We start from the raw sequence: 22,628 nt of genomic DNA, 5'->3' as shown, positions 1-22,628 counted from the left end.
GCGTCCGGCGAAGACGGCGGAGGAGCCGGTGGAACTCCCGCGCACCCGAAGGCGCCGCCACTGGACGAGGCGCGCGAACCCGGTGGCGGGTCTCGGCTCCCTCCTCTGGCTCGCGGTCGTCATCGTCCCGATCTACGCGATGATCTCGGCCTCCCTCACCCGCCAGGACAAGGCCCTGGGCAGCAACGCCCTGAAGCCGCCCACCGATCCGACCTTCGCCAACTACAACACCGTCCTGCACAACGGCTTCGGCCACTTCCTCGCCAACACCGCACTCGTGGCGGCGGCGGTCGTAGGCATCGTCCTCGTCCTGTGCGTCCCGCTCGCCTACGTCGCCGTACGCACCCGCACGGTCTGGTCGAGCGCGGCCTTCCGCCTGTTCCTGCTGGGCGTGGCGATCCCGGCCCAGGCGGTCGTGGTCCCCCTCTACCTGATGATCGCCAAACTCAACCTCTACGACAGCCTGTTGGCGGTCATCCTCCCCACGGCGGCCTTCGCGATGCCGGTCTCCGTGCTGATCCTTACCGGCACCCTGCGGGACATCTCGGAGGACCTGTACGAGGCGATGGCGCTCGACGGTGCCTCGGCGACCCGGATGCTCTTCCAACTGGTCATCCCGATGACCAAGGGCGGCATCAGCACCGTCGTCATCTACACGGCGCTCCAGGCCTGGAACGGCTTCCTCTTCCCGCTGATCTTCACCCAGTCCGACGGCCCGCGGGTCCTCACCCTCGGACTCTTCAACTACGTCAGCCAGTTCGGCGTGAACATCCCGGCCCTGCTCGCCTCGGTCGTCCTCTCCGGCATCCCGATCTTCGCCGTCTATCTGGTGGCCCGGCGCGCCCTGGTGGGCGGTCTGATGGGCGTGGGCGGCAAATGATCCCGGCGGACATCCGGCAGCCGAACGCCCTTTCTCTGACAGGAGTTTCATGACCACCGCCCCCTGGCGCGACCCCGCCCTGCCCACCGCCGCCCGCGTCGACGACCTGCTCGCGCGGATGACCCTGGAGGAGAAGACCGCCCAGCTCTACGGCGTGTGGGTGGGCGCCGCCACGGACGGCGACGGAGTCGCCCCGCTGCAGCGGGAGATGACCTCGGACTACGACTGGGACGAGCTGATCACGCACGGCCTTGGCCAGCTCACCCGTTCCTTCGGTACGGCCCCGGTGGACCCGGCGCTGGGCGCGCAGGCGTTGGCCCGCGCCCAGCGCCGGATCGCCGCGGCGGGCCGCTTCGGCATCCCGGCGGTCGCCCACGAGGAGTGCCTGGCGGGCTTCACCGCCTGGGGCGCGACCGCGTACCCGGTGCCACTCGCCTGGGGTGCGAGCTTCGACCCTTCGCTGGTCGAGGAGATGGCCCGGCACATCGGCGCCGACCTGCGGGCGGCCGGTGTCCACCAGGGCCTGGCCCCCGTTCTGGACGTCGTCCGCGACCCGCGCTGGGGACGGGTCGAGGAGACGATCGGCGAGGACCCGTACCTGGTGGGCACGATCGGTGCCGCCTATGTGCGGGGCCTGGAGTCGGCCGGGGTCGTCGCGACGCTGAAGCACTTCGCCGGGTACGCCTCCTCGGTGGGGGCGCGGAACCTGGCGCCGGTGCGGGCCGGGGTGCGGGAGTTCGCGGACGTCACGCTGCCGCCGTTCGAGATGGCGCTGCGGGAGGGCGGCGCGCGCTCGGTGATGGCCGCGTACAACGAGACGGACGGCGTCCCGGCGTCGGCGGACCCACAGCTATTGACCCAACTCCTGCGCGAGGACTGGGGGTTCACCGGGACGGTGGTCGCCGACTACTTCGGCATCGGCTTCCTGGAGACGCTCCACCGGGTCGCGGGCAGCCCGGCACAGGCCGCGCACGCGGCGCTGGAGGCGGGCATCGACGTAGAACTCCCGACCCTCAAGTGCTACGGCAAACCGCTGGTGGAGGCGGTGCGGGCGGGTGAGGTACCGGAGTCGCTGATCGACCGGGCGGCGCGGCGGGTGCTGCTCCAGAAGTGCGAACTGGGCCTGCTGGACGAGGACTGGTCACCGGAACCGACCGAGCGGATCGACCTCGACTCACCGGCGAACCGCGCCCTGGCCCGCCAACTGGCCGAGGAGTCCGTGGTGTTGCTGGACAACCCGGACGGGCTGCTGCCGCTCGCGCCGGATGCCCGGATCGCGGTGGTGGGCCCGAGGGCGGCGGACGCTCTCGCCATGCTCGGCTGCTACTCCTTCCCGTCCCATGTGGGCACGCACCACCCCGAGGTGCCGATGGGCATCGACATCCCCACCGTGCTGGAGTCGCTGCGGGCCGAACTCCCGGACGCCAAGGTGACGTTCGCGGAGGGCTGCGACGTGTCCGACCCGGACACCTCCGGTTTCGAGGAGGCGGTGGCCCGGACGGCGGAGGCGGATGTGTGCGTGGCGGTGCTCGGCGACCGCGCGGGCCTGTTCGGACGCGGCACGTCGGGCGAGGGCTGCGATGTGGCGGACCTCCAACTGCCCGGTGTCCAGGCCGCGTTGCTGGACGCACTGGTGTCGACGGGCGTCCCGGTGATCCTGGTCCTGCTCACCGGCCGCCCCTACGCGCTCGGCCGCTGGCACGGCCAACTCGGTGCGGTGGTCCAGGCGTTCTTCCCCGGCGAGGAGGGCGGCCCCGCGGTGGCGGGCATCCTCTCGGGCCGCGTCAACCCGTCCGGCCGCCTCCCGGTGAGCGTCCCGCATGTGCCGGGCGGCCAGCCCTGGACGTACTTGCAACCCCCACTGGGCCTGGCCGACGAGGTCAGCAGCCTCGACCCGACCCCGCTGTACGCCTTCGGCCACGGCCGCTCGTACACGAGCTTCGCGTGGGAGTTCTTGGAGTCCCCGGCGTCGGAGATCGACACGAACGGTTCCTACGACCTGACCCTCACCGTCCGCAACACGGGCACCCGCGCCGGCACGGAGGTGGTCCAGCTCTACCTCCACGACCCGGTCGCCTCGGTGACCCGCCCAGACGTCCGCCTGATCGCCTACCAGCGCCTGGAGTTGGCCCCCGGCGAGGCCTCCCGCGTGACCTTCCACTTCCACCCGGACCTGTCGGCGTTCACCGACCGGTCGGGGCGTCGGGTGGTGGAGCCGGGGGCGCTGGAACTACGGTTGGCGGCATCCAGCACGGACGTACGACACACGGTTCGCCTCCAACTGACGGGGTCTGTACGGGTACTTGGAGCTGAGCGGCGGTTGTTGTGCGGGGCGGAGGTGTCGGAGCTTCCGGTTCAGAGCTGACGGTCAGCTCGCGTGCCGCTTCTCGCCGTCTGGTTGCTCCCCGCCATGGGCCATGAAAACGAAGGCCGAGTCGTCGCCGTCGAGGTCGATGGTGAGTGACGCGTCCAGCGCCTTGGCCAAGCGGGTGAGCAGCGGCAGGGTGGGCACCGAGTCACCACCCTCGATGTTGCTGATCTGCGGCTGGGTCATACCGGCCCGGCCTGCCAGCTCGGACTGCGACAGACCGAGTTCCTTACGGCGGTCGTGGACAGCCTGGCCGAGAGCGAACGCATACCCTGCCTCCACGTAGGCCGGGGATTCCTCGACCTTGTCGCCCAGGAGCTTCCGGGCCTGACGGGTCTTCCACTGGGAGTGGTTCACAGCTGCTCCTTGGTCCGCTCGTAACTGTGCTCAGCCGCACCGTGTTCCGCCTCGCAGACCTTCTGCGCCTGCTGCGCGCGTTCGACTTCGGCTTCCTCGCGCTGCCGCGTCTTACGGAACACGGTCAGAAGCACGATCCGCCGCTCGGGAGCGAGCCAGTGAGTGACGCGCACCGCGCTCCCGTCCATCGAGAAACGCAGCTCGCGAACCTTGCCGCCGAGGTGACGGGAGAACGGTTCCCCCAAGGTCATCGGCTGAGCCGCGAGCATGTCGGCCGCACGCTCGGCCTTGTCGTAGTGCCGACTCGACAGGAGCTCCAGCCACTGGCGGACCTCCGGCTCGACCTCGATCTGTCACGGATGGTTCACGCCGCCAGGATATACAGAAATCTGCATACCCGGGTCAGGGCGTTCGTCACCCGACCGGGGACGGCTACTCCCCCACCGCCTCGAACCGCCACCGATGCACCGCCCGAGTGACCAACTCACCGTCCGGCTCGGGTAGTTCAGGCAGCTCAGCCTCGTACTCCGCATCCCACCACGTGATGACAAGGACCCGGTCCTGAGGCGCCCGCAGGACCTCCCGGCGCAACGGCTCGACCGACAGTCGCTGCCCCCGCACCCACGCGAGCAGCTCCTCCCCCCGCCCCGCGACCGCCCGCGCCTCCCACATCAGCGCGACCGTCACGAGTACAGGTTCTCCTTGCCGACCTCGTGCACGTGGTCGTGGGAGTGGCCCGGTACATGCGGGTCCGTCACCGGCAGGGAGGAGTCCGCGGACAGGTCCCAGTCCGAGGGTGCCCGGTTCCGGGCCACCATCTCCGCGCCGAGCGCGGCGACCATCGCGCCGTTGTCCGTGCACAGCTTGGGGCGCGGGACGCGCAGCCGGATGCCGGCGGCCTCGCAGCGCTCCTGGGCGAGTGCCCGCAGGCGGGAGTTGGCGGCGACGCCGCCGCCGATCATCAGGTGGTCGACGCCCTCGTCCTTGCAGGCGCGGACCGCCTTGCGGGTCAGGACGTCGACGACCGCCTCCTGGAAGGACGCCGACACATCGCGCACCGGCACGTCCTCCCCTGCCGCCCGCTTCGCCTCGATCCAGCGGGCCACGGACGTCTTCAGCCCGGAGAAGGAGAAGTCGTACGCCGGGTCGCGCGGGCCGGTGAGCCCCCGGGGGAAGGCGATGGCGCGCGGGTCGCCCTCCTTGGCGTAGCGGTCGATGACCGGTCCGCCGGGGAAGCCGAGGTTCAGCACACGGGCGATCTTGTCGAAGGCCTCGCCCGCCGCGTCGTCGATCGTCGCGCCCAGCGGCCGTACGTCCGAGGTGATGTCCGAGGACAGGAGGAGGGAGGAGTGGCCGCCGGACACCAGCAGCGCCATCGTCGGCTCCGGCAGCGCGCCGTGCTCCAACTGGTCCACGCAGATGTGGGAGGCGAGGTGGTTGACGCCGTAGAGCGGCTTGCCGAGCGCGTACGCGTAGGCCTTGGCCGCGGAGACGCCGACGAGCAGCGCGCCCGCGAGCCCCGGGCCTGCGGTGACCGCGATGCCGTCGAGGTCACTCGCGCTCACCCCCGCGTCCTTGAGCGCGCGCTGGATCGTCGGGACCATCGCCTCCAGGTGGGCGCGGGACGCCACCTCGGGGACGACCCCGCCGAAGCGGGCGTGCTCGTCGACGCTGGAGGCGACGGCGTCCGCCAGCAGGGTGTGGCCGCGGACGATGCCGACGCCGGTCTCGTCGCAGGAGGTCTCGATGCCGAGTACGAGAGGCTCGTCGCGTGGGTCAGCCATGGATCTCGGTTCCTTGTACGGAAGTTGACGGGTCGGACAGGCGCATCACCAGGGCGTCGACATTGCCCGGCTGGTAGTAGCCCCGCCGGAAGCCGATGGGCTCGAAGCCGAAGCGCTCGTACAGCTTCTGCGCGCGGACGTTGTCGACGCGGCATTCGAGCATCACCTCGCCGCACTCGAACTCGCTTGCCGCGCTGAGGAGTTCGGTGAGCAGGGTGGCGCCGAGGCCGGTGCCCCAGTGGTCGCGGGCGACCGCGATGGTCTGGATGTCGGCCCCCGCCGCGGAGCCGCCGTCGGAGGCGGTGCCGGCGATGGCGAGGCCGGCGTATCCGACGACCCGGACACCGCCGTCGGCGCTCTTCTCGTCGGGGGACTCGGCGACCAGGTACCGGCGGGTCGCCTCGGCGCCCCGCGCGTGCGCCAGCTCGGACCAGAACATGCCCCGGGACCAGGCGTCCTCGGGGAAGAGGTCCTTCTCCAGCTCCAGCACGGGATCGATGTCCCACCAGCGCATCTCGCGCAGTCGAGGGCTCGCTGATTCGGTCACTTGGGGGTGACCACCTTGTAGTTCTTGGGCACCTGGGCGTCGGGGCGGCGCAGGTACAGCGGCCTGGGCGCCGGGAGTTCGACGCCCGCCGCCAGCCGCTCGGCGGCCAGCGAGGCGAGTGCGGCGGCGGACACGTGCTCCGGCTCGTGGACGCTCGGGAAGGTGTCCGGGTAGAGCAGCGCACCGGCGCCGACGGCGGGCAGCCCCGCGACCTGGTCGGCGAGGTCGGCGGGCCGGTCCACGGCCGGGTCGGTGACCCGGGTGCGGGAGTCGGCGTAGCGCGCCCAGTAGACCTCCTTGCGCCGCGCGTCCGTGGCCACGACGAAGGGGCCGTCGAGGTCGGTGGCGTAGGCGAGGCCGTCCAGCGTGCACACACCGTGCACGGGCACCCCGAGCGCGAGCCCGAAGGTGTCCGCGGTCATCAGGCCGACGCGCAGCCCGGTGTAGGGGCCGGGGCCGGTGCCGACGACGACACCGGTGACGGCGTCGAGCGCGAGCCCCGCTTCGGTGAGCACACGGTCGACGGCCGGGAGCAGCAGCTCACCGTGGCGGCGCGCGTCCACCTGACTCGACGAGGCGATGACGGCCTCGCCGTCGTGCAGGGCGACGGTGACGGCGGGGGTGGCGGTATCCAGAGCGAGCAAGAGCACGCAAACAGCCTACGGCTCCGACGCCGTGGGCACGGCCGCCCCGGTCGGCCCGGCCCCGACTGCTACCGTCACCTAGGGTTACGACAGTTACCGGTTATGTGACACGTACGAGACACGGAGGTGGGCGCCGATGGCCGGCAGCAGCTCGGGAATCGTGGCCGGGCTCACCGTGGCGGCCCTCGCCACGGTCGGCTTCCTCGCCTATCAGGCCTCGGCGAACGCCCCAGCCGGGCTGGGAAGCGCGGCCCACGCGAGCGCCGCGCCCGTGGCCACCTCGAAGGCACCCCGGGACAAGAAGAACCCCGCCGCGCTGCCCGCCGGCTCCGGCCGGGGCGAGCGGGTCGTGTACTCGGTGGACGACGACCGGGTATGGCTGGTCGCCGGGAACGACAAAGTCAACCGCACGTTCAAGGTCACCCCCGGCACGGTGGACCCGACCTTGGGTACCTACGCGGTCACCTCACGCTCGAACGCGATCATCGGCACCGACGGCACCCCCATCCAGCACGTCGTCCGCTTCACCAACGCCAACGGGGTCGCGATCGGCTTCAGCGCGGCGGTGAGCGGCACCACGGAGGAGCCCGACCCGACCGCGAAGTCGGGCGGCATCCGCGAGTCGCTGGAGGACGGCGCGGCGATGTGGGAGTTCGCGACGATCGGGCAGCCGGTCGTGGTGATCCACTGAAGCTTTCGCTACGGGTCTAAGCGGCTTCTCGCCGCTCGGCCGGTGTTTCCACGGGCTCCGGTGCGCGCGGGGGCGTCGAGACCGCCTTCGCCGCGGCACCCGCCGCCAGCAGCTCCCGCATCGAGACCCCGGCAGGCACATACGGCTGTGGACGGTCCTGGTGCTCTGAAGCCGGCATGGACGCCTCCTGGGGCCTGGGGCAGACGTAGTTAGGTAGACCTAACTACGTACTGGATACCATGTGACCACGCGCGAGACCCGGAACGCAACATCTTGCCGACACCTTGTCGGAACCCACACGCCCCGCACCACCGGGTCAGGCGCCGAGCACGCCCAGTTCGACCTCGGCCCAGCGCTCACCGAGCCCGGTGACGGTGACGTGCCGTACCTCGTCCGTGGTGTCTCCGACGGCGCGGTGGATCACGACGGACAGCCGGTCGTCGGTCAGCTCCTCGACCTTGCCCTCGCCCCACTCCACGACGATCACCGACTCGGGCAGGGAGACATCGAGGTCGAGGTCCTCCATGTCGTCGAGCCCGCCGGCCAGCCGGTACGCGTCGACGTGGACGAGCGGCGGCCCCTCGCCGAGCGCGGGATGCACGCGCGCGATGACGAACGTCGGCGAGGTGACCGCGCCGCGCACGCCGAGCCCCTCCCCGAGGCCCCGGGTCAGGGTCGTCTTGCCGGCGCCCAGCTCGCCCGTGAGCATCACGAGGTCGCCCGCGCGCAGCAGTTTGGCCAGGCGGCGCCCCAACTCCCGCATCTGCTCGGGGGAGTTGACGGTGATCGCTACGGACAGGGGCTCAGCCGCGTCGTGCGGTGCTGCTGGTGCTTCCATAGCCACTTACGGTAGCCCCTGCGGGCACGGCACCCGCGCGGGTGAGCAGGTCGGCGAGGCGGTCGGTGACCACCTCCGGGTGCTCCAGCATGACCAGGTGCCCGGCGTCCGGCACGAGCACCAGCTCGGCATCCGGCAGCAGGTCGGCGATGGCCTCGCTGTGCTCGCTGGGGGTGACGAGATCCCCGATCCCGGCCAGCACGAGCACCGGCATGTCCTTGAAGTGGGTGAGGGCCGCGGTCTTGTCGTGGTCGGTGAAGGCCGGGTAGAACTCGGCGACCACGTCGATCGGGGTGCCCTCGATCATCCGCTCGGCGAACCGCGCGACCGCCGGATCGACGTCCCGCGAGGCGAACGAGTACCGCTTGATGATCCCGGCGAACAGATCGGCGGTGGCCCGCCGCCCCCGCTCCACCAGCGCGGCCTGCTGTCCGAGCGCCTTCAGCACCCCGGGCAGCACCCGCCGTACCGCGTTGACCCCGGCGACGGGCAGCCCGAAGTTGACCTCGCCGAGCCGCCCGGAGGACGTACCGACGAAGGCGGTGGCCACGACCCGGTCGCGGATCAGCTCCGGGTACTGGTCGGCGAGCGCCATCATCGTCATGCCGCCCATGGAGTGCCCGACGAGCACGATCGGCCCCTCGGGCACGGCCGCGTCGATCACGGCCTTCAGGTCGCGGCCCAACTGGTCGATGGTGAGCGGCATGTCGTCTTCGAGCTGCGCGACCCCGCGCGCGGAACGGCCGTGGCTGCGCTGGTCCCAGTGCACGGTCCGCACCACCCCGCGCAGGGCCGCCCGCTGGAAGTGCCAGGAGTCCTGGTTGAGGCAGTAGCCATGGCTGAAGACGACGGTGACCTGGGCCGGGGCCTTGCGTCCGAAGAGCCGTCGGCGCTTGGGGGTGACGGTGAGGTCCGGCTCGATGTCGTCGACCTCGTAGTACAGCTCGGTGCCGTCGTCGGCCCGGGCCGTGCCGGGGGTGCCGCGCAGCGAGCCGTACGGTCCGGTCGAGTCGAGCGCCAGCCGGGCCCGCTCGCGCATGCCGCGTCCGACGGTCATCCGCTCTATGGCGACACCGGCCGCGGCCCCGGCGGCGATCACACCTATCGCGGCGCCCGCGATACCGGTCGCCTTGCGCCAGTTCCCGGCCGCCCCCGTGGCGGCGGAGGCGACCGCGGCGACCGCCTCCGCACTGCTCTCGCTCACGTGCCGCTCCTCTTCGCGTCTCGGCCCTGCGCTGCGTCGTCGGTCTCATACCCGGCGACGGCCTTGTCCACGAGGCCGACCTCAGTGACGTGGGCGACCTCATGGACGTAGACGCGGGGAACGCGTGTTCCGATGCGGGTCACGATCTCGTACGCGATGGTGCCGGCGGCCTGTGCCCAGTCCTCGGCGGTGGGCTCGCCGCGGTCGCCGGGCCCGAAGAGGATCGCCTCCGCGCCCGCCTCGGGCTCGTCCCCGCCCAGATCCACGACGAACTGGTCCATGGCGATCCGCCCCGCGACCGTCCGCCACTTGTCGCCGACCAGCACCGGGCCGGTGCCGGAGGCGTGCCGCGGGATGCCGTCCGCGTAGCCGACGGGGATCAGGCCGAGGGTCGTGGTGCCCGGGGTGACGTAGTGATGGCCGTAACTCACGCCGTGTCCGCCCGGCACCTGCTTGACCAGGGCGACGGACGCCATGAGGGTCATCACCGGCCGCAGCCCGAAGTCGGCCGGGGAACCCAGGTCGGGGCTGGGCGAGACGCCGTAGACGGCGATGCCGGTGCGGACGAGGTCGAAGTGGGAGTCGGGACGGGTGAGGGTGGCGGGCGAGTTGGCGATGTGCCGCACCTCGGGCCGCACGCCCCGCGCTTCCGCCTCCGAGACCATCTCGCGGAAGAGGGCGAGCTGGGCGTCGACGGAGGGATGGCCGGGCTCGTCGGCACAGGCGAAGTGCGACCAGAGCCCGGTGACGCGGACCAGCCCCTCGGCCTCCGCGCGCAGGGCGGCGCCGACGAGTTCGGCCCAGTCGGCGCCGGGCTGGCATCCGTTGCGCCCGAGCCCGGTGTCGGCCTTGAGCTGCACGCGCGCGGGCCGGCCCGCCGCGCGGGCGGCGGCGACGACCTCCTCCAGGGCCCACATACCGCTCAGCGACACATCGAGACCGGCCTCGATGGCCTCCCGCCAGGGCCCGCCCGGGGTCCACAGCCAGCACATGATCCGCACCCCGTCCGGCAGCCCGGCGCGGGCCCGCAGGTCGAGGGCCTCCTCGGGCGTGGCCGTACCGAGCCAGGTCGCCCCCGCCTCCACGGCCGCGCGGGCGCAGGGCACGGCCCCGTGGCCGTACGCGTCGGACTTCACGACGGCCATGAGGGCCGCGCCCGGCGCGAGGGCGCGCAGGGCACGCACATTGGCCCGCAGGGCACCGAGGTCGATCTCGGCACGGGCGCGCAGGGGCGCGGTCGGCTGAAGTGCTGCTGTCTCGTTCATGACGCCCCCAGTCTCTCAGAGGGGACTGACGGCCCCGGAAGCCCGCCTAGTTTCCGGGCCGGTGCCCCCACACGTACACGCGGTCGCCCTTCTTGAGGACGCTCCACAGCTTGCGGGCGTCGGCCAGCCGCAGATTGACGCAGCCCCAGGAGCCGACGGTGGTGTAGATGCTGCCGTAGACGGCGTGGAAGGCGATGCCGCCGTCGAAGAACTGGGCATACGGCATAGGGCTGTTGTAGAGCGTCGACCAGTGGTTCTTGTGCTTCCAGTAGATCTTGTGCCAGCCGCCCCGGGTCACATGCCCGTTGCGCCCGCTGCGCATCGGCACCGGCCCGAAGACGACCTTCCTGCCCTTCTGCACCCAGGTGAGCTGCCGGTTGAGATCGACACAGGCGACCCGGTACGAGCGCACCGGGCACTTCCCGGCGGCGTTCGGATTCTTCCTCGCGCCGATCAACTGCATGCGCGCCCAGGTGACAGGCCCCGCGAACCCGATGGCCGGCTTGATCCCCTGCTTCTTCTGAAACGCCCGGATGGCCTTGCAGTCGGCGCCCGACTGCCTCCCGTCCACCCGCAGCTTCAGCCACCGTTCCACGCTCCGCTGATACGGCCCGGTCTGCTTGCTGCACGTCACCTTCGCGACGGCGTCCCCGATCGGCACGTACTCGACGAGCGCGTACGTCCCCGCCGCCGCGTCCCGCGGCTCGACCCGGTCCTCCTCGGCGGTCGGCGTGTACACCTTCGGCGCGAGCGCCTGATCGGGCGTGTCGATCTGCCACGGCTGATACGGCCCCGGCGGCACCCCGGGGACAAGCTCGGTCTCACTGGGCCCGGCCGCCGGCACCGGCCCGTCGGCCTGGGCGACCCCGGTCCCGACGGGGAGGGCGACCACCGCGGTGAGCAGCACCGCGATGCTTCTGTGCGCGATTCGTGTACTGATCATGCGATCAGAGAATCGCGGGGGTACGGCAGGGGACGGGCGCCGCGCGGGAGGGGTCACCCTTATTGACGAGCCCGCCGGGGAGCCCGGAGGCGTTCAGCCCGGGGCCGGCCAGTCAGTCCCGCACATCGCGCCAGGCCACCCGCACCGCCTCCGCGACATCAGCCGAGCCCGCCGAGAAACCCAGACACGTTCACCTCAGGGCCGACCAGTCAGTCCCGCACATCGCGCCAGGCCACCCGCACCGCCTCCACAACATCAGCCGAGCCCGCCGAGAAACCCAGACACGTTCACCTCAGGGCCGACCAGTCAGTCCCGCACATCGCGCCAGGCCACCCGCACCGCCTCCGCGACATCATGTGCCCCCACCGGCGCCCCGTCCGAGGCCAGCCTCCCCGCCAGCCCATGCAGATACGCGCCCACACTCCCCGCGTCGAACGCCGACAACCCCGCCGCCAGCAACGACCCCGCGAGCCCCGACAACACGTCACCGCTCCCGGCCGTGGCGAGCCATCCGGTCCCCGTCGGATTCACCCGCACCGCCCCACCCCCCGAGTCGGCCACCAGCGTCGTCGACCCCTTGAGCAGCACGGTCGCCCCGTACCGCCCCGCCAACTCCCGTACGGAATCCAGCCGAGCCCCCTCGACCTCCTCCCGGGCCACCCCGAGCAACGCGGCGGCCTCGCCCGAGTGCGGAGTCATCAGCGTCGGCGCCGTACGAGCCCGCACGGCGTCGGGATCGGCCAGCCGCAACCCGTCCGCGTCGATGAGCACCGGCACCTCGGCCGTCACCACCTCCGCCACGGTGCCCGCGTCGTCCCCCGCCCCCGGACCGACGACCCACGCCTGCACCCGCCCCGCCTTCCGCGGCCCCCCGTCCGACACCAGCGTCTCCGGGAAGCGGGCGATCACCGCGTCCGCGGCCGGCCCGACGTACCGCACGGCCCCCGCGCCGCCCCGCAACGCCCCGGCGACAGCGAGCACGGCCGCCCCCGGATACCGCCCGGACCCGGCGGCGATCCCCACGACCCCACGCCGGTACTTGTCGCTCTCGGCCCCCGGCACGGGCAACAGCCGTGCCACATCGACGTGTTGAAGCGCCTCCAGCACGGGCTCGACAGGAAGTCCAAGCCCGATGTCGACAAGCCGCACGGCCCCGGCGTACTCCCGCGCGGGATCGATCAGCAGCCCCGGCTTGTGGACCCCGAACGTGACAGTGACGTCGGCCCGAACAGCCGCCCCCCGCACCTCCCCGCTGTCCGCCTCGACCCCGCTCGGCAGATCGACGGCGACGACGACACCCCGGGAGTCCCCGGCAAGGGCGGCCAACCGCGCGGCATCCGGCCGCAGTCCGCCCTTGCCACCGATCCCGACGATCCCGTCGAGGACGAGGTCGGCGCGGAGCACCGGCTCCTCGGCCGCGTCCGGCGCGACGGTACGACCACCCGCGCGCAGCAGCGCCGCGAGCCCGCCCGCATGAGTCCGCTCGGGCGCCAGCAGCACAGCGGTGACGGCGGCCCCGCGCCGGGCCAGCCGCGCCCCCGCGTACAACGCGTCCCCGCCGTTGTCCCCGCTCCCCACCAGCAGCACGACCCGGCTGCCGTAGACCCGCCCCAGCAACTGGGCGCAGGCGACGGCCAGTCCGGCCGCCGCGCGCTGCATGAGGGTGCCCTCCGGCAGCCGTGCCATCAGCTTCTGCTCGGCTGCCCTGACCGTCTCGACGCTGTACGCGGTACGCATACGCCCGAGTCTCTCGCGAAACTACTTCTTCTGCTGGAAGAGCCAGTCCCGGATGCCCTCGACGGTGTAGGCCGCCCGCCAGGTGCAGATGTGGTTGTCGACGCTGGACTCCGCGAGCCCGGGCCACACCACGGTCCCCTTCTTCAGCGGGGTGAAGTTGATCGGCGTGTTCTTGGCCCGGACCTCGGCGGCGAGCGGGGCGAACTCCGAGGGGGTGAGCTGGCCGTCCCACACGGCCCGGCTGATCTTCGCGCCCTGCTTCGCCAGCGTGTCCATGATCCCGGTCATGCCCGGGTACGCGGTCTCGTCGCCCTGGGAGACCACGGCCCAGATGTTCTGCTTGGCCAGCGGCTTGACCTTGTCCAGGTCGCCCCACTGCCCGGCGACGAGGAACGACGCCGCGAACAGGTCGGGGTAGGTGAAGTCGAGCGCGATCGAGGTCATCGCACCGCCGGACTGACCGGTGGTGTAGAGCCGGTCGGTGTCGATCCCGGCGTACTTGCCGGTGACGGAGTCGACCAGGCCCTTGATGGTCTTCAGCGCCGTCGCGTTGCCGTCGCTGCCCTCGTCGCTCTCGCCGGTGAACTGCGGTGCGAGCACGAAGCATTCGCGCTTGGCCTGCTCGCTCGGCATCGCCCAGATCACGGCCCCGAGCCCTTGGGTGAGCGTGATGAGCGGGTTGGAGCTGACGGTGCCGGCGTCGTGCATGAACAGGACCATCGGATACGACTTGTTCGCGTCGTAGTCCTTCGGCACGAAGAGGTTGTACTGGATGGACTGCCCGGTGTCGGCGTCCTTGTACTTCAGCCCCTGATGGAAGTCGTCGACGACCAGGTTCACGACCTTGCTGGTCTTCACGCTGCCACTGCTCGCCGCGTACGCGGTACCGCCGGTCGTGGTCACCGTCCCGGTCTGCGTCACCGTGGCCACGGCCTTCTTCAGGGTGGCCCCCGAGGACATGCCGCCGCCCTTCTTCCCGGAGGCGGATCCGGACGGGGGCCCGGACGGCTGGCCGGAGGGCTGCTGCTGGGAGGACGACGATGAGGTGGTCGGATTCGTGAACGAATCCTCGTACACCGCGGCGGCCTTGTCGGCCGGCGAGAGCTCGATGATGACGTACTCACCGTCCGTCCCGTGCCCGGCCTTCGCGGCAGACGTGTTGGTGTAGACGTTGGTGACGGTCCGATCGGCGACCTTGAAGGAGGACATCGACACCTTCGACCGGTCGATGGTCGTGTCGTACTTCAGCGCTACGGCGGTGAGCCGCTGCCCGTTGCCGAACACCTCGGTGATCGCCGTGCCCTCCTTGATGTGGCCGCTGCTCTCACTCAGCCCCGCCGCATTCGCCTGCGCCGTGTCCGACCCGGAGGAACACGAGGCGACGACCGGCACCGCACCGGCCGCGGCGATGCCCATCAGGATGCTCCTGCGCTTCACTGGTCGTACTCCCTGTCGCAGACGACGAACGTTTCTCGAACGCTAACCAGCTTGAACGCCTGCCGGCCGCCCCAGCCATCGACTGCGCCTTATTCATTGGCCCGTCCGGGCCCTTTCGCAGCGACCGCACAGCCTCCTAAGAAAATTCTCACCAGCAAACAGGAACCCACCGTCACCCCTCAGCGATGACCACCGCCGAGGCCACCCCCGCGTCATGGCTCAAGGAGACATGCCAGGACCGGACCCCCAGTACGGCCGCCCGCGCCGCGACCGTCCCCGTCACCTTCAGCCGGGGCTGCCCGCTGTCCTCGACATACACCTCGGCATCCGTCCAGAGCAGCCCGGCCGGCGCCCCCAACGCCTTGGCCAACGCCTCCTTGGCGGCGAACCGGGCGGCCAGCGAGGCGACCCCCCGGCGTTCCCCGCTCGGCAGCAGCAACTCGCTCTCCAGAAACAGCCGTTGGGCCATCCCGGGCGTACGCGCGAGGGACGCCGCGAACCGGTCGATCTCGGCCACATCGATACCAACCCCGATGATGCTCATGCGGAGCACCCTACGGCTGTCGGTCCTGCAGTCCGGTGAGGTGTTGGACGACGCCGATCACCAGGACGGCCGCGCCAAGAGAGAGACCCTCCGCCACCACCAGGACCGGCACCGCCACCCCCTTGCCCACCGAGAACGCCACCACGCTCACCGCGGAGTGCGCGACCCAGACCGTCCACCAGGCGTTCACCAGAGCCTCTTTGCGCGGCCTCCCCGACACATCGGCGCTCACGCGCTCGACCTCCAGCACGAACCGCCGCGGAACCCACCAGTTGACCACGGGTATGAACCACGCCACGACGGTCCACACACCCGAGGCACTTACAGCTCCGGGGGCGAGGGCCTCCGCGTTGCGCCGGCATCGGCCGAGCCACAGGAGGAAGAGCACGGCTGCCGCTGTCGTCGCGTAGACGAAGACCATCGACGCGGTACCCGACGCGCTGAGCGAGGCGTCGGTGCGGTGCGTGGCATCGGCCCTGAGCTCCACCGCCCGGTACACGTCCGCGAGGGCCGCCACCGCTATCGCTCCCTGCGCCCAACGCGCGTGTGCCCAGGGAGCCTTCAACTCGGGTCTCTTCAGTTCGGGTCTCTTCATGGCGGGAGACCCTATCCGCGACGGGCTACTCCACCGTCACCGACTTCGCCAGGTTCCGGGGCTGGTCCACCTCGTTGCCCCGTGCCGTGGCCAGCTCGCAGGCGAACACCTGCAACGGCACGGTCGCGACCAGGGGCTGCAGCAGCGTCGGGGTGACCGGGATCCGGATCAGGTGATCGGCGTACGGGACGACCGTCTCGTCGCCCTCCTCCGCGATCACGATGGTCAGCGCGCCCCTGGCCCGGATCTCCTGGATGTTGGACACGATCTTGTCGTGGAGCACGGAGCGCCCGCGCGGGGAGGGAACCACGACGACCACCGGCATGCCCTCCTCGATCAACGCGATCGGCCCGTGCTTCAACTCGCCCGCCGCGAAGCCCTCGGCGTGCATGTACGCCAACTCCTTGAGTTTCAGGGCGCCTTCGAGGGCGACCGGATACCCGACGTGCCGCCCCAGGAACAGCACGGTGTTCTTGGAGGCCACCGACCGCGCCAACTCCCGTACCGGCTCCATGGTTTCCAGCACCCGCTCGACCTCACCGGAGATCTGCGACAGGTCCCGGATGACGGCCTGGATCTCGTCGCCCCACTTGGTGCCCCGCACCTGACCGAGATACAGCGCGACCAGATAGCACGCCACGAGCTGCGTCAGAAACGCCTTCGTCGACGCCACGGCGACCTCCGGGCCGGCGTGCGTGTAGAGCACCGCGTCCGACTCCCGGGGAATCGTCGACCCGTTGGTGTTGCAGATCGCCAGCACCTTCGAACCCTGCTCGCGGGCGTGCCGTAGCGCCATCAGCGTGTCCATGGTCTCCCCGGACTGCGAGATGGCGATGACCAGCGACCGCGCGCCCAGGATCGGATCCCGGTACCGGAACTCGCTCGCGAGTTCCACCTCGCACGGGATCCGGGTCCAGTGCTCGATGGCGTACTTGGCGATGAGGCCGGCGTGGAAGGCCGTACCGCAGGCGACGATGACGACCTTGTCGATCTCCCGCAGCTCATGGACCGGAATGCGGACCTCGTCCAGCGTGAGCAGGCCATCCACGTCGATGCGACCCAGCAGGGTGTCGGCGACGGCCTTCGGCTGCTCGGCGATCTCCTTGAGCATGAAGTAGTCGTAGCCGCCCTTCTCGGCGGCGGAGGCGTCCCAGTCGACGTGGTACGAGCGGACCTCGGCCGGAGCGCCGTCGAAACCGGTGACCGTCACACCGTCCCGGCGCAGCTCGACCACCTGGTCCTGGCCCAGCTCGATCGCGGACCGGGTGTGGGCGATGAACGCGGCGACGTCGGAGGCGAGGAAGGCCTCGCCCTCGCCGACGCCGACCACGAGCGGCGAGTTCCGGCGCGCGCCGACAACCACGTCCGGCTCGTCCGCGTGCACCGCGACCAGCGTGAACGCGCCCTCCAGCCGCCGGCACACCTGCCGCATCGACTCCGCGAGGTCCGCGCACGCCGAGAACTCCTCGGCCAGCAGATGCGCGACCACCTCGGTGTCCGTGTCGGAGGCGAGATCGTGCCCGCGCTCGGCCAACTCGGCCCGCAGACAGGCGAAGTTCTCGATGATGCCGTTGTGCACGACGGCGACCCGCCCCGCGTTGTCGAGATGCGGATGCGCGTTGGCATCCGTCGGCCCGCCGTGCGTGGCCCAGCGCGTGTGCCCGATGCCCGTCGACCCGGCCGGCAGCGGCCGGTCGACCAGTTCCTTCTCCAGGTTGACGAGTTTCCCGGCCTTCTTGGCCCCCGCCAGCCCGCCGTCCGCGAGCACGGCGACACCCGCCGAGTCGTATCCCCGGTACTCCAGCCGCTTCAGCCCGGCCATCACCACATCAAGCGCCGACTGCGACCCCACGTATCCCACGATTCCGCACATGCGCGGCAGCCTAGGCGCCGAGGGCCGCCGGAACACGGCACTTCGTGCCCGATTTCGGAAATTCCGGCCATGATCGAGAACGCGCGAAGCGCGGGTGGACGGTCCCCATGACCGCCCACGTGACCCACCCCACCCCCCACCTCGTTCAAACTCCGTTAACAATGGACTGTGATCTCTCCGGTCTCCCCGATGCCCCGGAGCGCCCACCGGCACAAGCCGGAGGCGACTCCCTACGTCGACCTCACCCGAGCCGAGTGGAGCGCGCTGCGCGACAAGACGCCGCTGCCGCTCACCGCCGAGGAGGTCGAAAGGGTGCGCGGGCTCGGTGATGTCATCGACCTCGACGAGGTGCGGGACATCTACCTCCCACTGTCCAGACTCCTCAACCTCTACGTCGGCGCCACGGACGGCCTCAGGGGCGCTCTGAACACCTTCCTGGGCGAGCAGGGCTCCCAGTCCGGCACACCGTTCGTCATAGGCATCGCCGGATCCGTGGCGGGCGGCAAGTCGACCGTGGCCCGCCTGCTCCAGGCGCTCCTCTCCCGCTGGCCCGAGCACCCGCGCGTGGAGCGCGTGACGACCGACGGCTTCCTGCTGCCGACCAAGGAGCTCCAGGCCCGCGGGCTGATGTCACGCAAGGGATTCCCGGAGTCCTACGACCGCCGGGCGCTGACCCGGTTCGTCGCCGACATCAAGGCGGGCAAGGACGAGGTCACCGCCCCCGTCTACTCCCACCTGATCTACGACATCGTCCCCGGCGAGAAGCTCGTCGTGCGCCGGCCCGACATCCTGATCGTCGAGGGGCTCAACGTCCTCCAGCCGGCGCTGCCCGGCCAGGACGGGCGCACCCGGGTCGGTCTCGCCGACTACTTCGACTTCAGCGTGTACGTCGACGCGAACGCCGAGGACGTCGAGGGTTGGTACCTCAACCGCTTCAAGCGGCTGCGCGAGACCGCCTTCCAGAACCCGGACTCGTACTTCCGCAAGTACACCCAGGTGTCCGAGGAGGAGGCCCTCGACTACGCCCGCACCCAGTGGCGGACCATCAACAAGCCCAATCTGGTGGAGAACATCGCCCCCACCCGGGGCCGCGCCACCCTGGTCCTGCGCAAGGGCCCGGACCACAAGGTCCAGCGGCTGCGGCTGCGCAAGCTGTAGACGGGCCGTCGGACCGGACTGTTAAAAAGGGCACCATGCTGCATCTGCGCCTGATCACTCCGTCCGACACGACCGACGCCGTGGTCCGGCTGATCGAGAAGACGGTCGGCACCACACATCTGGTCGTCCTGCCCGGCGCCGCCCGCAACCCGGCCGGCGATGTCGTCATGTGCGACGTCGCCCGCGAGGCCGGTGACGAACTCATCGGCGGGCTACGGGCGTTGGAGCTGGACCGCACCGGCTCGATCGCCGTCGAGAACATCGACCTGTCGCTCTCGACGCGCGCCGACGAGGCCGAGGACGAGGCGCCGGGCGAAGGCGCGGACGCGGTGTTGTGGGAGCACCTGGCGGACGCCACGCACGAGGAGTCGACGCTCTCCGTCACCTACGTCGCCTTCATCACGCTCGCCACGATGATCGCGGCCTGCGGTGTCGTGCTCGACAACGCGATCCTGATCGTCGGCGCGATGGCGGTGGGCCCGGAGTTCGGCCCGCTGGCCGGCATCTGCACGTCGGTGGTGCAACGCCATCCACGGCTCGCCCTGCGCTCGTTGACCGCCCTGCTGGTGGGCTTCGCGGCGGCGATGGCGGTGACGGTCGGCTTCACGTACTTCATGCACGGCGTCGACCTGTTCAGCAAGGTGCAGTTGGAGGCCGAGCGGCCCAACACCAACTTCATCTACCGGCCGGACGCGTTCTCGTTCGTCGTCGCGGTCCTGGCGGGCATCGCCGGTGTGCTGTCCCTGACCTCGGCGAAGTCGGGCGCGCTGGTCGGCGTCGCGATCTCCGTGACGACGGTCCCGGCGGCGGCGAACGCCGCCGTGGCCTTCGCCTTCACCGAGTACCGCCAGGCCTGGGGTTCGGTCGAGCAACTCCTGCTGAACCTCCTGGGTATCGTCCTGGCCGGCATCTGCACCCTGCTGGCGCAGAAATGGCTCTGGAGGCGACCCGCCCAGGACCGGGCCGCCTCCTGAGGCCGTCGCGCTATGCCGGTCGGGCGGTCCAAGTCGCCTGGCTGGAAGGGTCGTTGAGGTCGGTGGTCACACCGGACCACCTGCCGTCGGAGCCCTGGTGGCCGTCGTAGCGGCCGGTGTGTCCGAAGTTCCAGTGGATGAAGAAGACGACGTTGTCCCCGGTGATGGTGCCGTTGATGTCCCCGCGGTCGCCGCCCACGGCGGCGAGGCCGGTGAAGCCGCCCCCGCCGTCGGGACTGTTCAGGAACAGGGCGATGTTCTGCACATTGCTCTGATCCATGGTCCACCTGCCCGCGAAATTGCCCGCCCGCAGCGCGACGGGTGCCGCCGACACCTCATGGCGGGCCCCGACGGTCGTGGCGTCCGCCGCGGAGACGGTGCAGGCCAGCACGGCGGCCGAGACGGCGGCCAGCGTCGCCACCCTGCGGATCAGTCCGGATCGCATGAGATTCACGGGATTCCTCCTCGGAAGTCTTCGGAACGCTTCGCGAAGCCAGCATGCGATGAGGGCCGTACACGGCACATACAGAGCCCGTACAGGACGACCGCGCGCCTCCACGCTCGGCTGTTGGAGTGAGAAGACGCAGGTCAGCGGGGTCCGTCGCGGTGGCGCTGGCACGCTGGGGCCGGAATCGGGACACGGCCGTGGCATGGGGGGCACCGTGGAGTTTCGCTTGCTGGGACCGCTGGAGGTACGGGACGGCGCGAGTGAGGTGGTGATACTGCGCGCCGCCCGCCAACGCTCACTGCTGGCCGGGCTATTGCTCTCGGCGAACCGGTCGGTGAGCGTGCCCCGGCTCGTCGACATGGTCTGGGGTCCTACGTCTCCCACCTCGGCGGTGGCCGGGACCCACCCTTCCGTACGACTCGAAACACGCCCCGGCGGCTATCAATTGACCGTACTCCCCGGCGAGTTGGACCTGACCGTACTTCGGACGGGCCCTACGGCTGTGGCGCGGCACCCCGCTGGAGAACCTGGTGCTGTACGGCTCCGGGGAGGCCGACCGGGCCCGGCTGGACGAGATGCGGCCCGCCGTGGTCGAGGACTGGCTGCGCGCCCGGCTGGCCTGCGGGGAGCACGCGGAGGTGATCGGCGAACTGCGCGCACTGGTCGTGGAACAGCCGCTCAGGGAACGGCTGTGGGCGCTGCTCATGCTCGCCCTGCACCGGACCGGGCGGCGCGCCGACGCCCTCGGCGCCTACGACCAGGCCCGGGCCCGGCTCGTGGACGAACTGGGCCTTGACCCCGGGCGCGAGCTGTCGGCACTGCACCGGGGCATCCTCGACGGCGACCCGGTCCTCACCGCCGGAGCGGGCGGGTGGGACACCGTTTTGGCACCGCACCCGCCCCGGCGGGAGGCTCAGCCCAGGGCCGACTTCACCGCGTCCGCCAACCGCCCCGCCACCGACCGCGCCTGATCGATGTCGGCGGCCTCGACCATCACCCGGACCAGCGGCTCCGTACCCGAAGGACGCAGCAACACCCGCCCGGTGGAACCGAGTTCACGCTCCGCGTCGGCGACCGCGGCCGCCAGGTCGGCGGAGGTGCCCACCCGGGTGCGGTCCACGTCGGGCACATTGATGAGCACCTGCGGCAGCCGCGTCATCACGGACGCGAGGTCCTGGAGCGTACGGCCGGTGTCGGCGACCCGCGCCGCGAGCATCAGGCCGGTCAGTGTGCCGTCGCCGGTGGTCGCGTGGTCCAGGATGATGACGTGCCCGGACTGCTCGCCGCCCAGCGCGTAGCCGTGCTCCTTCATCTCCTCCAGGACGTAGCGGTCGCCGACCGCGGTCTGGACGAGCGTCAGGCCCTCGCGCTCCATGGCCAGCTTGAAGCCGAGGTTCGACATGACGGTCGCGACGACGGTGTCGGAGCGCAGTGCGGAACGCTCCCGCATCGCCAGCGCGATCACGGCCATGATCTGGTCCCCGTCGACCTCTTCGCCGGTGTGGTCCACGGCCAGGCAGCGGTCGGCGTCACCGTCGTGCGCGATGCCGAGGTCGGCGCCGTGCGCGACGACGGCCGCCTTGAGGAGGTCCAGGTGGGTGGAGCCGCAGCCGTCGTTGATGTTGAGGCCGTCGGGGTCCGCGCCGATCGTGATGACCTCGGCGCCCGCCCGGGAGAAGGCCTCCGGGGAGACCCGGGCGGCGGCGCCGTGCGCCTCGTCGAGGACGATCTTCAGCCCGTCGAGCCGGTTCGGGAGCACGCCGATGAGATGGGCGACGTACTGGTCGAAGCCCTCGTTGTAGTGCCGGACCCGGCCCACGCCGGAGCCGGTCGGGCGGTCCCAGGGGGCGCCGGTGCGGTGCTCCTCGTAGATCTTCTCGATCCGGTCCTCCAGCTCGTCGTCGAGCTTGTGCCCGCCGCGCGCGAGGAACTTCAGCCCGTTGTCGGGCATGGCGTTGTGGCTCGCCGAGAGCATCACACCGAGGTCGGCGCCCAGCACACCGGTGAGATACGCCACCGCGGGGGTGGGCAGCACACCGACGAGCAGTACGTCCACTCCCGAGCTGGCCAGGCCCGCGACCACCGCGGCCTCCAGGAACTCCCCGGACGCACGCGGGTCCCGCCCGACCACGGCCGTTGCCCGGTGGCCCGCGAAGGTGCCCGCCTCGGCCAGCACGTGCGCCGCGGCGACGGAGAGGCCGAGCGCCATCTCGGCCGTCAGATCCGCGTTGGCGACACCGCGCACGCCGTCCGTGCCGAAGAGTCGTCCCACTTGTCCTCCTGAGGAAGGCGAATTTCCTGCATCCCAGGCATACGATGCCTGATCATCCGATCACACAAG

General features: G+C 71.0%; 23 protein-coding genes and 1 pseudogene. 6 read left to right on the top strand and 18 right to left on the bottom strand.

All coding sequences use genetic code 11. From position 1 onward, the window contains the following. Nucleotides 1–28 precede the first annotated feature (28 nt). Both AB0M63_RS01800 and AB0M63_RS01795 read left to right on the top strand, forming a co-directional pair. Entirely contained in the window at nt 29–880 is an 852-nt protein-coding gene (locus AB0M63_RS01800; RefSeq protein WP_355923121.1) for a carbohydrate ABC transporter permease, read from the top strand. Nucleotides 881–929: 49 nt separating this feature from the next. Further along, nucleotides 930–3,245 carry a glycoside hydrolase family 3 N-terminal domain-containing protein gene (locus tag AB0M63_RS01795; protein ID WP_366018014.1) on the top strand — a complete coding sequence of 772 codons (2,316 nt, stop codon included), beginning with the start codon at nt 930–932 and terminating at the stop codon, nt 3,243–3,245. A 3-nt stretch (nt 3,246–3,248) separates the two neighbouring features. On the opposite strand, the gene AB0M63_RS01790 is transcribed toward AB0M63_RS01795, so the two are convergent. The 6 genes from AB0M63_RS01790 to tsaB all read right to left on the bottom strand — a co-directional run bounded on the left by AB0M63_RS01790 (nt 3,249) and on the right by tsaB (nt 6,586). Next, a complete protein-coding gene (locus AB0M63_RS01790; protein WP_366018013.1) occupies nt 3,249–3,605 on the bottom strand; it encodes a helix-turn-helix transcriptional regulator in 357 nt (118 codons plus the stop codon). After that, a complete protein-coding gene (locus AB0M63_RS01785; RefSeq protein ID WP_366018512.1) occupies nt 3,602–3,955 on the bottom strand; it encodes a type II toxin-antitoxin system RelE/ParE family toxin in 354 nt (117 codons plus the stop codon). Before AB0M63_RS01785 ends, AB0M63_RS01790 begins: the two co-directional genes overlap by 4 nt. Before the next feature lie 82 nt (nt 3,956–4,037). Continuing rightward, nucleotides 4,038–4,292, bottom strand: a complete 255-nt coding sequence (locus AB0M63_RS01780; RefSeq protein ID WP_366018012.1) for a hypothetical protein — start codon at nt 4,290–4,292, stop codon at nt 4,038–4,040. Next, nucleotides 4,289–5,389 carry a tRNA (adenosine(37)-N6)-threonylcarbamoyltransferase complex transferase subunit TsaD gene (gene tsaD, locus AB0M63_RS01775; RefSeq protein ID WP_355905257.1) on the bottom strand — a complete coding sequence of 367 codons (1,101 nt, stop codon included), beginning with the start codon at nt 5,387–5,389 and terminating at the stop codon, nt 4,289–4,291. Before tsaD ends, AB0M63_RS01780 begins: the two co-directional genes overlap by 4 nt. Next, on the bottom strand, nt 5,382–5,903 hold the full coding sequence (locus AB0M63_RS01770) for a GNAT family N-acetyltransferase (RefSeq protein WP_355905300.1): 522 nt from the start codon (nt 5,901–5,903) through the stop codon (nt 5,382–5,384). The genes tsaD and AB0M63_RS01770 overlap by 8 nt, the downstream gene beginning before the upstream one ends. Nucleotides 5,904–5,932: 29 nt before the next feature. After that, entirely contained in the window at nt 5,933–6,586 is a 654-nt protein-coding gene (gene tsaB / locus AB0M63_RS01765) for a tRNA (adenosine(37)-N6)-threonylcarbamoyltransferase complex dimerization subunit type 1 TsaB (protein WP_366018011.1), read from the bottom strand. Between the two features lie 130 nt (nt 6,587–6,716). Here tsaB and AB0M63_RS01760 point away from each other — a divergent pair, with 130 nt between their 5' ends. Then, on the top strand, nt 6,717–7,271 hold the full coding sequence (locus AB0M63_RS01760) for a hypothetical protein (protein ID WP_355905250.1): 555 nt from the start codon (nt 6,717–6,719) through the stop codon (nt 7,269–7,271). A gap of 16 nt (nt 7,272–7,287) precedes the next feature. Here the strand turns inward: AB0M63_RS01760 and AB0M63_RS01755 are convergent, their stop codons facing one another. The 10 genes from AB0M63_RS01755 to glmS all read right to left on the bottom strand — a co-directional run bounded on the left by AB0M63_RS01755 (nt 7,288) and on the right by glmS (nt 17,707). Then, complete coding sequence (locus AB0M63_RS01755) at nt 7,288–7,449, bottom strand: hypothetical protein (protein WP_355905247.1); 162 nt, start codon at nt 7,447–7,449, stop codon at nt 7,288–7,290. Between the two features lie 138 nt (nt 7,450–7,587). Continuing rightward, a complete protein-coding gene (gene tsaE, locus AB0M63_RS01750; RefSeq protein ID WP_355905244.1) occupies nt 7,588–8,109 on the bottom strand; it encodes a tRNA (adenosine(37)-N6)-threonylcarbamoyltransferase complex ATPase subunit type 1 TsaE in 522 nt (173 codons plus the stop codon). Further along, the gene (locus AB0M63_RS01745; RefSeq protein WP_355905241.1) at nt 8,075–9,313 is read right to left on the bottom strand and encodes an alpha/beta hydrolase; all 1,239 of its coding nucleotides are present in this window, start codon (nt 9,311–9,313) and stop codon (nt 8,075–8,077) included. The genes tsaE and AB0M63_RS01745 overlap by 35 nt, the downstream gene beginning before the upstream one ends. Then, nucleotides 9,310–10,578: an alanine racemase gene (alr, locus tag AB0M63_RS01740; protein ID WP_366018010.1), complete on the bottom strand. Its 1,269-nt coding sequence runs from the start codon at nt 10,576–10,578 to the stop codon at nt 9,310–9,312. Before alr ends, AB0M63_RS01745 begins: the two co-directional genes overlap by 4 nt. 46 nt (nt 10,579–10,624) lie before the next feature. Continuing rightward, nucleotides 10,625–11,521 (bottom strand): L,D-transpeptidase family protein, encoded by an 897-nt coding sequence (locus tag AB0M63_RS01735; protein WP_355905236.1) that lies wholly within the window; start codon nt 11,519–11,521, stop codon nt 10,625–10,627. 306 nt (nt 11,522–11,827) lie between these two features. Next, on the bottom strand, nt 11,828–13,258 hold the full coding sequence (locus AB0M63_RS01730; RefSeq protein ID WP_366018009.1) for an NAD(P)H-hydrate dehydratase: 1,431 nt from the start codon (nt 13,256–13,258) through the stop codon (nt 11,828–11,830). Between the two features lie 21 nt (nt 13,259–13,279). Further along, the gene (locus tag AB0M63_RS01725) at nt 13,280–14,695 is read right to left on the bottom strand and encodes a hypothetical protein (protein WP_366018008.1); all 1,416 of its coding nucleotides are present in this window, start codon (nt 14,693–14,695) and stop codon (nt 13,280–13,282) included. Between the two features lie 172 nt (nt 14,696–14,867). Then, nucleotides 14,868–15,239 (bottom strand): holo-ACP synthase, encoded by a 372-nt coding sequence (locus AB0M63_RS01720; RefSeq protein WP_355905227.1) that lies wholly within the window; start codon nt 15,237–15,239, stop codon nt 14,868–14,870. Between the two features lie 10 nt (nt 15,240–15,249). Beyond that, entirely contained in the window at nt 15,250–15,834 is a 585-nt protein-coding gene (locus AB0M63_RS01715; protein WP_366018007.1) for a DUF4328 domain-containing protein, read from the bottom strand. A gap of 25 nt (nt 15,835–15,859) precedes the next feature. Then, a complete protein-coding gene (glmS, locus tag AB0M63_RS01710) occupies nt 15,860–17,707 on the bottom strand; it encodes a glutamine--fructose-6-phosphate transaminase (isomerizing) (protein ID WP_355905221.1) in 1,848 nt (615 codons plus the stop codon). Nucleotides 17,708–17,896: 189 nt separating this feature from the next. Here glmS and coaA point away from each other — a divergent pair, with 189 nt between their 5' ends. Together coaA and AB0M63_RS01700 are read left to right on the top strand one after the other, a co-directional pair. Then, entirely contained in the window at nt 17,897–18,865 is a 969-nt protein-coding gene (gene coaA / locus AB0M63_RS01705; protein WP_355905219.1) for a type I pantothenate kinase, read from the top strand. Nucleotides 18,866–18,900: 35 nt separating this feature from the next. Beyond that, nucleotides 18,901–19,839 carry a DUF389 domain-containing protein gene (locus tag AB0M63_RS01700; RefSeq protein ID WP_355905217.1) on the top strand — a complete coding sequence of 313 codons (939 nt, stop codon included), beginning with the start codon at nt 18,901–18,903 and terminating at the stop codon, nt 19,837–19,839. Nucleotides 19,840–19,849: 10 nt separating this feature from the next. Here the strand turns inward: AB0M63_RS01700 and AB0M63_RS01695 are convergent, their stop codons facing one another. After that, on the bottom strand, nt 19,850–20,293 hold the full coding sequence (locus AB0M63_RS01695; protein ID WP_366018006.1) for a hypothetical protein: 444 nt from the start codon (nt 20,291–20,293) through the stop codon (nt 19,850–19,852). A gap of 488 nt (nt 20,294–20,781) precedes the next feature. On the opposite strand from AB0M63_RS01695, the pseudogene AB0M63_RS01690 reads away from it, so the two are divergent. Beyond that, nucleotides 20,782–21,258: pseudogene (locus tag AB0M63_RS01690) on the top strand (AfsR/SARP family transcriptional regulator); the annotation flags it as partial. On the opposite strand, the gene glmM reads toward AB0M63_RS01690, so the two are convergent. After that, complete coding sequence (gene glmM / locus AB0M63_RS01685; protein WP_355905209.1) at nt 21,201–22,559, bottom strand: phosphoglucosamine mutase; 1,359 nt, start codon at nt 22,557–22,559, stop codon at nt 21,201–21,203. The pseudogene AB0M63_RS01690 and the gene glmM sit on opposite strands and share 58 nt — an antisense overlap. Nucleotides 22,560–22,628: the final 69 nt, after the last annotated feature.

Source organism: Streptomyces sp. NPDC051576, assembly GCF_040681835.1.
Lineage (GTDB): Bacteria > Actinomycetota > Actinomycetes > Streptomycetales > Streptomycetaceae > Streptomyces.
Note: the sequence above shows the minus strand (reverse complement) of the source record. Positions and strands in the feature narration are given on the sequence as shown.